This is a genomic window from Paenibacillus agaridevorans (assembly GCF_003112455.1).
Classification (GTDB): Bacteria; Bacillota; Bacilli; order Paenibacillales; family Paenibacillaceae; genus Pristimantibacillus; species Pristimantibacillus agaridevorans.
In genome coordinates, this window is the sequence record NZ_BDQX01000113.1 from 25,616 (window position 1) to 36,804 (window position 11,189).

An 11,189-nucleotide genomic window follows, 5' to 3' on the forward strand; every position below is an offset into this window, starting at 1 on the left:
TTGCAAGGGGAGCGGCTGCTGCTGCATGAACCCGGTTCTACCTCCCGCACGCTGACGGAGGAATGGATGAACCAGACGGAAATAATATTCAACCAGTCCATGGAGCTCGGCGCCATCGAAACGATGAAGGAAGCGGTCAAGTGCAGCCTGGGTATCGCGGTGCTGCCGGAGCGCAGCGTCATTAAAGAGGTTGCGGCAGGCGAGCTGATCCAGTTCCGATTGCCGAATTACCGTAATCGCCGCTATATCTCGTTCGTCTGCCGTGCCGAAGAGCAGCTCCCGCATAATGCCCGCTTGTTCTCCGACTATATAACCAACCATTTTGGGGAACAAAAGCCCCCGCAGACATGAAAAAAGCATCCTCGTTTGCAGAGGATGCTTTTCTTTCGCATTGCCGTCATCGTCATCGATCAACGATGATTCGACTTGCCATTTTTTTATTTCGTAGTCGGCTCTTCTTCCTGCGTTTCAGCCGGCTGATGCAGATGTTTCGTAACGACCAACGCCCCATCCTTCTCGTCGATAACGAAGGTATCGCCCTTCTGGATGAGACCCATCAGCAGATCCTCGGACAGACGGTCCTCGATATGCTTCTGGATCGCGCGGCGCAGCGGACGCGCGCCGTATTGCGGGTCGTAGCCTTCCTTGGCAAGGAAGTTCTTCGCCGTTTCCGTCAGCGTGAAGTCGACTTGTTGCTCCTTCAAGCGTTTGCGCAGCTCGTCGGACATCAGCGTCACGATCCGGGCAATATGCTCTTCGCCGAGAGAATGGAAGACGATGGATTCGTCGATCCGGTTCAGGAACTCCGGACGGAAGCTCTTCTTAAGCTCCGCCATCACTTTGTCCTTCATCACGATGAAGTCGCGGCCCGCATCTTGTACGGCGGTGAATCCGAGCGACGAGTTTTTCTTGATTTGATCCGCTCCAACGTTGGACGTCAGGATGATCAGCGTGTTGCGGAAGTCGACGACGCGGCCTTTGGAATCCGTCAAACGTCCATCCTCGAGCACTTGAAGCAGAATATTGAATACTTCCGGATGGGCTTTCTCGATCTCGTCAAGCAATACGACGGAATACGGCTTGCGGCGAACCTTCTCGGTCAACTGGCCGCCCTCTTCGTAGCCGACGTAACCCGGAGGAGCTCCGACCAGTCTGGATGTCGAATGTTTCTCCATGTACTCCGACATATCGATGCGGATAACCGCATTTTCGTCGCCGAACATGGCTTCCGCTAACGCGCGGGCCAGCTCTGTCTTGCCGACGCCCGTAGGACCAAGGAAGATGAACGAGCCGATCGGGCGCTTCGGATCCTTGAGTCCGGCTCTTGCGCGGCGAATCGCGCGGGATACCGACTTCACGGCTTCCTCTTGACCGATTACACGGTCATGAAGAATTTCTTCCATCTTCAGCAGGCGCTCCGTCTCTTCTTCCGCCAGCTTGCTAACCGGGATGCCGGTCCAGCTCGCCACGACTTGAGCGATATCCTCGGGCGTAACCTCGGAATCGGTGCGGCCTTGCTTCTCTTTCCACTGATTTTTTGTGACGTCCAGCTCTTCGCGAATCTTCTGTTCCGTATCGCGAAGCGCGGCCGCTTTCTCGAACTCCTGGCTTTGGACGGCAGCGTCCTTCTCCTTGCGGATATCTTCCAGACGGTTCTCCAGCTGCTTGAGATTCGGCGGTACGGTATAGGAATTCAGCCTTACCTTGGAGCTCGCCTCGTCGATCAGATCGATCGCTTTGTCCGGCAGGAAACGGTCAGTAATGTAGCGATCCGACAGCTTAACCGCTTGCTCGATGGATTCATCCGTAATTTTTACGCGGTGATGCGCCTCGTACCGATCGCGCAAGCCGTGAAGAATTTGGATCGCTTCCTCGACGGAAGGCTGGTCGACCGTGATCGGCTGGAAGCGGCGTTCGAGCGCGGCATCCTTCTCGATGTACTTGCGGTATTCGTCCAGCGTCGTCGCGCCGATGCACTGCAGCTCGCCGCGGGCAAGCGCCGGCTTCAGAATATTGGAAGCGTCGATCGCGCCCTCCGCGCCGCCTGCGCCGATGAGCGTATGAAGCTCGTCGATGAACAGGATGATGTTGCCCGCTTGGCGGATCTCATCCATGATCTTTTTGAGACGATCCTCGAATTCGCCGCGGTATTTGGTACCGGCGACGACGGAGCCCATATCCAGCGTCATCACCCGTTTGTCGCGCAGCGTCTCGGGAATTTCGTTGGCGATGATTTTTTGCGCGAGTCCTTCCGCGATCGCCGTTTTGCCGACGCCCGGCTCGCCGATGAGAACCGGATTGTTTTTGGTCCGGCGGCTAAGCACTTGGATAACGCGCTCAATCTCTTTGCTTCGACCGATGACCGGATCGAGATTGCCTTCCTTCGCATAAGCGGTCAAATCTCTCGCGAGTCCATCCAGCGTCGGCGTGCTGACATTAGCAGGCGTGCCGTGGTTGCTGGATACCGCTTCGCTGCTGCCAAGCAGCTGCAGCACTTGCTGACGCGCTTTGTTCAGGCTGATGCCGAGGTTGTTCAGCACGCGTGCCGCCACGCCTTCGCCTTCGCGGATGAGGCCGAGCAGAATATGCTCCGTTCCAACGTAAGTATGGCCCAGCTTGCGGGCTTCATCCATCGACAGCTCGATGACCTTTTTGGCACGCGGCGTGTAAGCGATGTTGTTCGGTTGTTCCTGTCCGCGTCCGATGAGCGCTTCGACTTCATCCTGAATTTTCTCGAGACCGAGACCAAGCCCGATCAGAGCCTTCGCCGCGATGCCTTCGCCTTCGCGAATGAGACCGAGCAAAATATGCTCCGTTCCGATATTGTTATGGCCTAGCCGCACTGCTTCTTCTTGAGCCAGTGCGAGCACCTTCTGCGCACGTTCCGTGAATCTTCCAAACATCATATTCCTGCACCCCCATGATCAATCTTGGATTTGAGCAACCTTCAGTTTCTCCCGAATGAGCTCGGCGCGTCTTACGTCGCGTTGCTCGGTACTCATCTTCTCATTAAAAGTCTGCTGCAGATAACCTGGCTGAGTCATGACGAGCAGCTCGTTGAGCACCTGCGGCGTTACGTCCGGCAACAGCTCAAGATCGACGCCGAGACGAACATCCGACAGCCTCTGCGCGGCTTCCTTGGAGTCCATGATAACCGCGTGGGACAGAATGCCGAAGGAACGTTTGACGCGATCCTCCGTTCGCAGTCTGGACTCCGCCAGAAGACGTTTGCGCGCCGCCCGTTCATGCTCGATAATCTGTTTGGCTACATCATGCAGATTATCGATGATTTCCGCTTCGGACTGACCGAGCGTAATTTGATTCGAGATCTGGAACAGATTGCCTAACGCTTCGCTGCCTTCTCCATAGAGGCCGCGAACGGCAAGACCGACTTGCGTTACGGCAGTCAGAATCCGGTTAATCTGCTGAGTCAATACCAATGCCGGCAGATGCATCATGACCGATGCCCGAATTCCCGTTCCGACGTTGGTCGGACAGGTGGTCAGATAACCGCGCTTCTCGTCGAAGGCATAATCCGCCACTTCTTCATAAATATCGTCAATTCCGCTTGCCAACGCCCATGCTTCGCCGATTTGGAAACCGGGATATAAACATTGGATGCGCAGATGGTCTTCTTCGTTAATCATAATGCTGACGGATTCGTTCTCGCTGAGCACGACGGCCCCGCCGCGAGACTCGTTCGCCAGATTCGGGCTGATAAGATGTTTCTCCACGAGCACTCGTTTGTCCAACTCGCTAAGCTCGGATAACAGCAGCGTCTCGAAGGAGCCTACTTCGTCCAGCTTGCCCGACTTGCTGACATCCGCCAGCTGCTCCAGCACTTCATTCGCCTGGGCGCTCGTAGCGAGCATCGGGAACGGCTGCTTCCGCAAATTGCGGGCCACTCGCACCCGGCTGCTGATCACGACGTCGGAGTCCGGACCCAATGTCCGCATCCAGTCGCTCAGAGCGTCTTGGGAGAAGCGATGTACTGTCAACCCCTTCACACCCTTCCTTTAAAGGTGGTTCAAAAGCTCCGACTGCCATTACGTTGTTACTTCAGGGAAGCTTACTCGACGTCGAATTTTGAACTCAGCCGGTCCTTCCGGTTCTCACGTAGCTCTGCTACGCTCCGATCCTCAGGCCTCGACTTCGTCCAACCTTCTCGGTACTGCCAATCGAACCTTTTGAACTTTCATTTTGTGGTGGTTCAAAAGCTCCTACCGCCATTACATCTCCGCAATCTTGCGTTCCAGCTCGCGGATTTCGTCGCGCAGAGTTGCCGCGCTTTCGAATTCCTCCTGCTCGATATGGGTATGCAGATCCTTGCGCAATCGTTCGATCTCGCGCCTGCACTGGATAAGGCCTCCCGAACGTTTCGGAATTTTACCGTTGTGCGTCGTGCTGCTGTGCACCCGCTTCAGAAGCGGATCCAGACGTTCCGAGAATGCTTGGTAACAGGAGCTGCAGCCGAATCGGCCGATCTTGCTGAATTGCGTGTACGTTAGACCGCATTCCTCGCAGCGTATCGGCTGCTGAGGAGCACCGGACAAAGCCGATGACGAGTTGCCTATTGCATTAAAGTCCAGCAGTCCCGATAACAGGCTGTGGATGGAGAAGCTGTTTGGTGAACCCGGAATGCCTTCGCCCCGTTCGCGGGCGCAGCCTTCGCAGATGTGGAATTCCGTCTTCTCGCCGTTTACGATTTTCGTAAAATGAAGCGTAGCCGGCTTCTTGCCGCATTCTTGGCAATACAAAGCTTCGGTCCCTCCCTTCCGCTATTCCCTATTTGGCTAGCAATGAGATGAGCATTGCTCTCAGCAGTCTTGCGCGAATCTCATCCCGCATTGGCAGCACCAGGGCAATTGTGTCCCGATGGATCGCCGCCCGCAGCAGATTCGACTCCCTTACTGTAATCATACCCGCTTCATGCAGCTGATAAATCAGGCCCTCCGCGGCGCTTTGGTCGACGCTGTCGCCAATCGTTCGTTCAATATGGTACTGAAGGTTCTTGAGCGCAGGCAGATCGACTCGCTGAATGCGGATGTAACCGCCCCCGCCCCGCTTGCTCTCCACCATGTACCCCTTCTCCAGCGTAAAACGCGTGCTGATTACGTAATTGATCTGGGAAGGCACACAAGAGAAGCGGTCGGCAAGATCGTTGCGCTGAATCTCCACCGCGCCTTCGTCGCTGCCGTCAAGCATTTGTTTGAGGTGATGTTCAATGAGATCGGAAATATTACGCAAATCACCAACCTCCCTGAGTATCGTCTTCAGAAAGCCATACCCCCGATACTTACATTTCCAGAGCATCAGGACAGTTAAATGTCAACTCGTTGACTTTGACTTTCTTTGACTTTAGTTTTATTATACTCAAAAAATCCCGAGGGTCAAGATGGAATGTTTAAATTTTCTGACTACTTGCATATGTCATCCCGACCATCTCGCTAAACGGCCCAAACTTCCTATATTTGAACAAAAAACAAAGCCAGAGCACACCTCTTTATATGTAGCTTGGTGCGCTCTGGCCTTATTTATACTATGAGACCCTAGTCCGGCCTGTTTTTCGGGGACATGGAATTCATCAAATTTGGCGATTCACGACGATCAGCTTCATCTCCGTCATTTCCTGCACGGCATACTTCACGCCTTCGCGGCCCGTGCCGCTTTCCTTGACGCCTCCGTAAGGCATATGATCGACTCGGTACGTCGGAATGTCGTTAATAATGACGCCTCCGACATGCAGTTCGTCCGCCGCTCGCAGCGCAAGGCCGATATCGTTTGTAAAGATGCCCGCTTGAAGTCCAAATCGGGAATCATTGACCGCGGCGATCGCTTCGTCCATGCTGCTAACCTTGCCGATGTTGACCACGGGAGCGAACAACTCCATGCAGTTGACCTTCATGTCCTCAGCCGTGTCGACCAGCACCGTCGGCTCCAGAACGCCTTCGCGAAGTTTGCCTCCGGCAATCAGCCTCGCCCCGCTCTCCAGAGCTTCCCCAATCCAAAGCAAAGCCCGTTCGGTCTCAACCGGAGCAATCATGGCTGAGACATCCGTATCCTTTTCTAGCGGGTTGCCGATCTTTAGTCCCATCACAGCCAGGCGCATACCCTCCACGAACCTCTCGTACACATCGTCATGCACATAAATCCGTTGCAGCGAAATACATACCTGCCCTTGATTCGAAAACGCGCCCATGACACATCTCGGAATTATTTTCTCCACATCGATGCCGCGGTCGATGATAAGCGCCGAGTTGGAGCCTAGCTCCAGCGTGACGCGCTTAAGTCCGGCCTTCGCACGCAACGCTTTGCCCACCTCCGGACTGCCCGTAAACGTCACCATCGCCACGCGGTCATCCTCCACGATGGCATTGCCGACGACGCTGCCCGCTCCCGTAACGACATTAAGCGCCCCAGACGGCAGGCCAGCCTCATGAAACAAATCCGCGATCAGATAAGCAGAGAGCGGTGTCTGACTCGCTGGCTTCAGCACGACCGTATTGCCGGCGGCTACGGCCGGTCCGACCTTGTGCGCCACTAGATTCAACGGGAAGTTAAATGGCGTGATGGCGCCGATAACGCCCAGCGGCTCGCGAACGGTATAGGCCAGCCTTCCTTCGCCGCCCGGCGCCGCGTCCAGCGGGATCGTCTCTCCGTACAGCCGCTTGGCCTCCTCGGCGGCGAACTTGTACGTTTGTACCGTCCTGTCTACCTCGGCAAGCGCGTACTTGAGGGGCTTCGCCGCCTCCAGCGCGATGATCCGGGCGGCTTCCTCCCTGCGCTCTCCCAGCAGCGAGGCTACCCGCTCCAGAATCGACGCCCGCGCATGGGCGGGCATCGCTCGCATCGAATGCCGTGCCGCGTATGCGGCAGCGATCGCTTCGCCAGTTTCCGCGCGGCTCGCCATTGCGACCTCCGCGATGATCTCTCCCGAATGCGGCGCCCTCAACTCTCTATAAGCTGCAGCCTCTCGCCGCCGACCGCCGATCCATAACGACCTTCTTTCCATCTCATCCGCCTCCTTACTCTTGTTGCATTATATCACAAGCATAGAATAACGAAGGCGCTCCCGATACGTTCCTACAATTTAAAAAATGGATTAAAAGGGAGCATGTTGACTTGCTTGCCCGATTCAAGCGGCAGACTCACGGTAAACGTTGTTCCCGCGCCTGACCGGCTTTCCACGCCGATCGTTCCGCCATGCTGATGGACAATACGCTGCACGATGGATAGACCAAGTCCCGTGCTGCCGGACTTCCTTTCTCTCGCCTTGTCCGCGCGGTAGAAACGATCGTAGATGAACGGCAGATGCTCCTCGGGGATGCCGTCGCCCGTATCGGATATCCGGATCACGGAGCAGCCGTCCTCGATATGGCCTTGAATCTGGATCGAGCGGCCTGCGGGGATATACTTGACCGCGTTGGAGAGCAGGTTCGACCATACCTGCATCAGAAGCACTTCGTCGCCGTGTACCTCCATGCCGGAGGGCACCAGCAGCCGCACGGCGATCTCCTTCTCGGCCAGCTGCCATTCCAGCAATTGAAGCGTCTGGCGCAGCTGCGGCTGAAGCGGGAAGCTCTTCTTCTCCGTCGTTTGGTCGGCATGATCCAACGTCGAGAGCAGCAGCAGCTGACGGCTTAGCGTCGCGAGATGCCGCGTCTCTTGTCCGATAATGGCGGCGTATTCCCGAACCCGCGCGGGATCGCTCTCCTTGCCGAGCAGCGAATCCGCATAGCCCTGAATCGAAGCGAGCGGCGAATGAATCTCATGGGACACGTTCGCGACGAATTCCTTGGTGCGCTGGTCTGCGCGTTCCAGCTCCATACTCATCGTCTGAAAATGGCTCGCCAGCTCGCCGATCTCGTCCTTCCGCCTGGTCGGCAGTCTAAGCTTGTATTGCCCTTGGGCGATCCGCTTTGTCGCTTCCTTCAACTGGACGATGGGTTGAACCAGATATCGCGTGCTGAGCATGAAGTAAGGTACGCTGAACAGGACCGTCAACATGAACATAAAGAAAAAAAACGTGCGCAGCTCGTCGAAGTGGACATTGCTGTCGTGACGCAGGAAAAGAGCGTACCTGTCGGCTCCCGCCGTCACCTGTACGCCTACGGTATTGCTGAGCGTATTGTCGAAGTAACCGGAGGAAAACGCCTTGTTCGGAAATCCGGCAATGCCGTGATACTGTCCTCCTTCCAGCACTTGCGCCTTAACCCCGTTACCCAGATCCTTCTTTGCAAAATCTCTTCCATAATACAAATCGTTGCCAGCTTCGTCGTACGCGTACAGCTGGTAGCCCAGCTCCGCCGAAGCCCTGAGCGTATCGCCCATCGCCTCCGGATGCGCCTCGATATGCCCCTTCACGTGCAAAAGCGTGCCGAACAGCTTCTCGTCCTGATAAGGCTTCAGCGACCAATGATAATAGACGTTGGCGACATAGAAGCCCAGGAAGCTGCTGATGAGTATCGTATAAAGCGTAATCAGGAACACGCGAAAATAAAGCGAACGCATTAAGCCAGCACCTCGAGCTTGTAGCCGACGCCGCGAATCGTATGGATCTGGAAACCTCCGCCACCTTCCGAGAACCGCTTGCGCAGCCGTTTGATATGAACATCCACCGTCCGTTCGTCGCCGCCGTAATCGGAGCCCCAGATGAGATGGATCAGCTCGTCGCGCGAGAATACCCGCCCGGGATATTCCGCCAGCTGGGCCAGCAGCTCGAACTCCTTGAGCGGCAGCAGGAGGACTTCGTCCCCGTCTATCACCTCGTAATTTTTACGATCGATGACGAGACGGCTCAGCCGGATCTTGTCGCTAGAGGCGAAGGAGTACCGGCGGAACAGGGCTTTGACCCGGAACAGCAGCTCCGGCAGCTCAAACGGCTTCGTCACGTAATCGTCCGTGCCGCTTAAGTAGCCTTGCTCCTTATCGCTGAGCTGGTCGCGCGCGGACAGGATGATGATGGGAATATCGTAGTTTTTGCGGGTATATTCGCAGAGCGTCAGTCCGTCCACTTCCGGCATCATAATATCCATAATGACAAGATCCACGGCCTGATTTTCCAGAACGTTTATCGCCTCGCGACCATTTTGCGCTTCCAGTACCCGGAAACCTTCTTTGGTCATATAGTGGCCCAGCAGGACGCGGCTATTATAGTCATCGTCCGTAATAAGCAGCTGCTTCATGCGTATTCCAACCCTCCCGTGCTCGCGGCCGTCTCCGCCGCTCCTTTATTTATTCAGTCGATCGCTTCTCATTAGCATGATGATAAGAAACGGGCCGCCGATGACCGCCATTATTATAGAAGCCGGTATTTCCGCGGGGGCCAATACCGTTCTTCCGATCGTGTCCGCCGCCAGCACCAGCAACGCCCCTCCGATCGCCGAAAACGGAATAAGCAGCTTGTAGCTCGAGCCTACCAATGCCCGGCCGATGTGCGGGACGAGCAGACCGACGAACATGATGAGTCCGCCGATGGCCGTTGCCACCGAAGCCAGCAGTACGGCCACAGCCGAGATGAGCAGCCTGACGCGCACGACGCGAAGCCCCAGATTGCGGGCCGTCTCGTCATTAAAGGCCAGCATATTGCACCAGCCTCCCAGCAGCAGCGATACGATCAATCCGATCCCGCCGAAGATAGCGAGAATATGGACATCCTCCCAAGTCTTCATCGTGAAGATGGAAGAGATGGCTTGATTGACGCTGGTTACGGCGTAGCTGCCCCGGTAATTAAAAGATTGCCCGAGCCCCGTAAACGTCGCGTTGATCGCGATGCCGACCAGGATAAGCCGAAGCGGGTTCAATCCCGTGCGCCAGGAAAGCGAATAGACCAGATAACAGGCCAAGGCGCCGCCCAACACGGAGAATAACGGCGACCAGAAGTAGAGCATCGGGAACAGCGTCACGACCGTGATCGACACAAGCCCCGCACCTGACGAAATGCCGATAATGCCCGGCTCCGCGAGCGCATTTTTCATAACGGCCTGCAACAGCGCTCCCGATACGGCCAGCGCGGCTCCCGACAGCATGGAGACGATAATGCGCGGAAAGCGCAAATCTTTAATAATCCCCACCTGCTCGTTCGTGCCGCTCATGAGTCCGCCCAGCAGCTCGCCGAACGACACCTTGATACTGCCCGTCATCGCAGAGAACAAGGCGAGCCCCGCCAGCAGCAGAGCCGTAAAGATGATCAGGCCATAAGGTTTAAGCTTTCTCCACGACCTGCTGGTTGCCTTCGCGACAGCTCCTGCATACGGGCGCGTGTCCATTGGCAACGCTTCGTCTGCACGTTCCGTCTGATCTGTCTTTGATATCGGTGTATTCATGATTCACGTTCCTCTACGGTTCGTCGGGATACAGCATCGGCAGCAGCGCCTCCAGCGCCTCACCGACCGCCAAATTCCCCGTGGTGCCGAAGAGCGGCTCCGGCAGATCATAGACCCGGTCATTTTGCACCGCCTTGAAGTGATGCCAGATATCGTTTTTCTTAAACTCCTCGTCGAACATCTTTACAACCTCTTCCGGCATGCCATGCGCGGCGCGCAGAATGACATCGGGATTGGATTGGTGAAGGTATTCCGTGTTGGAGGCCAGAAACTCCACCTTCTCGCCTTGCACGATATTGACGCCGCCGAGCAGTCTGACCAGGTCGCCGATATAGGAGTGCTCCGTCGCCACGAGATAACTTCCCGGGACGCCGAGAAGGATAAGCACCTTTGGCTTCTCCTTGCCCTCCGTCGCTTCGCGGATCTTCTCCAAGGTCGCATTGTATTCGCTGACGATTGAGGCGGCCTTGTCTTGCTTGCCGTATTTCTCGCCCAGCTTCACAATCTCCGCCTGCATCCGCTCCAGGCTGGTCAAGTCCAGGAAGGTCGCGTCAATGCCCGCATTGTCGAAAACGGGCTCCAGATCGTATTGCAGCGTCGTGACCGACAACACTTCGGTCGGCTTAAGCGACTTCACCAGCTCCATATCCGGACTCATCGGATTGCCGACCTTCGTCACCTCGTCGTACCTCTCCGGCAGCGTCTTCACGCTTTTCGGGATACCAATCAGATCGATCTCCAGCAGATCCATAATTTGCGTAATCGCCACGGTCGTCGATACAATCCGATGCTCCTCCGGCGCTTCCGCAGCTTCCGGCGCGGAAGCGCTCGGGGCCGCCGACTCCGTTACGGCCGGAGCCTGAG

General features: G+C 56.2%; 10 protein-coding genes. 1 reads left to right on the forward strand and 9 read right to left on the reverse strand.

Annotation, left to right across the window (positions count from 1 at the left end; genetic code table 11):
• On the forward strand, positions 1-351 hold a 351-nt coding region (locus tag PAT3040_RS36960), incomplete at its 5' end, for a LysR substrate-binding domain-containing protein (RefSeq protein WP_258234951.1).
• An 86-nt stretch (positions 352-437) separates the two neighbouring features.
• On the opposite strand, the gene clpC is transcribed toward PAT3040_RS36960, so the two are convergent.
• The 9 genes from clpC to isdE form a co-directional block, all read right to left on the reverse strand.
• Positions 438-2,906: an ATP-dependent protease ATP-binding subunit ClpC gene (gene clpC, locus PAT3040_RS11980; protein ID WP_087570257.1), complete on the reverse strand. Its 2,469-nt coding sequence runs from the start codon at positions 2,904-2,906 to the stop codon at positions 438-440.
• Positions 2,907-2,924: 18 nt separating this feature from the next.
• On the reverse strand, positions 2,925-3,998 hold the full coding sequence (mcsB, locus tag PAT3040_RS11985) for a protein-arginine kinase McsB (RefSeq protein WP_087570256.1): 1,074 nt from the start codon (positions 3,996-3,998) through the stop codon (positions 2,925-2,927).
• Between the two features lie 231 nt (positions 3,999-4,229).
• Positions 4,230-4,757: a protein-arginine kinase activator protein McsA gene (gene mcsA / locus PAT3040_RS11990; RefSeq protein WP_108992839.1), complete on the reverse strand. Its 528-nt coding sequence runs from the start codon at positions 4,755-4,757 to the stop codon at positions 4,230-4,232.
• A 28-nt stretch (positions 4,758-4,785) separates the two neighbouring features.
• On the reverse strand, positions 4,786-5,247 hold the full coding sequence (locus tag PAT3040_RS11995) for a CtsR family transcriptional regulator (protein WP_087570254.1): 462 nt from the start codon (positions 5,245-5,247) through the stop codon (positions 4,786-4,788).
• A 337-nt stretch (positions 5,248-5,584) separates the two neighbouring features.
• A complete protein-coding gene (locus tag PAT3040_RS12000; protein WP_108992840.1) occupies positions 5,585-7,012 on the reverse strand; it encodes an aldehyde dehydrogenase family protein in 1,428 nt (475 codons plus the stop codon).
• Positions 7,013-7,083: 71 nt separating this feature from the next.
• Entirely contained in the window at positions 7,084-8,511 is a 1,428-nt protein-coding gene (locus PAT3040_RS12005; RefSeq protein WP_108992841.1) for a sensor histidine kinase, read from the reverse strand.
• On the reverse strand, positions 8,511-9,191 hold the full coding sequence (locus PAT3040_RS12010; protein ID WP_146200408.1) for a response regulator transcription factor: 681 nt from the start codon (positions 9,189-9,191) through the stop codon (positions 8,511-8,513). The genes PAT3040_RS12005 and PAT3040_RS12010 overlap by 1 nt, the downstream gene beginning before the upstream one ends.
• 39 nt (positions 9,192-9,230) lie before the next feature.
• The gene (locus PAT3040_RS12015; protein WP_258234952.1) at positions 9,231-10,325 is read right to left on the reverse strand and encodes a FecCD family ABC transporter permease; all 1,095 of its coding nucleotides are present in this window, start codon (positions 10,323-10,325) and stop codon (positions 9,231-9,233) included.
• Positions 10,326-10,338: 13 nt separating this feature from the next.
• The coding region (gene isdE, locus PAT3040_RS12020) for a heme ABC transporter substrate-binding protein IsdE (RefSeq protein WP_108992843.1) at positions 10,339-11,189 on the reverse strand (851 nt) is incomplete at its 5' end.

Bases quoted from the DNA above. Each gene is read 5' to 3' on its own strand.
- clpC (WP_087570257.1), bottom strand. From the start codon at position 2,906: ATGATGTTTGGAAGATTCACGGAACGTGCGCAGAAGGTGCTCGCACTG.
- PAT3040_RS12005 (WP_108992841.1), bottom strand. From the start codon at position 8,511: ATGCGTTCGCTTTATTTTCGCGTGTTCCTGATTACGCTTTATACGATA.
- PAT3040_RS12015 (WP_258234952.1), bottom strand. From the start codon at position 10,325: ATGAATACACCGATATCAAAGACAGATCAGACGGAACGTGCAGACGAA.
- PAT3040_RS12000 (WP_108992840.1), bottom strand. From the start codon at position 7,012: ATGGAAAGAAGGTCGTTATGGATCGGCGGTCGGCGGCGAGAGGCTGCA.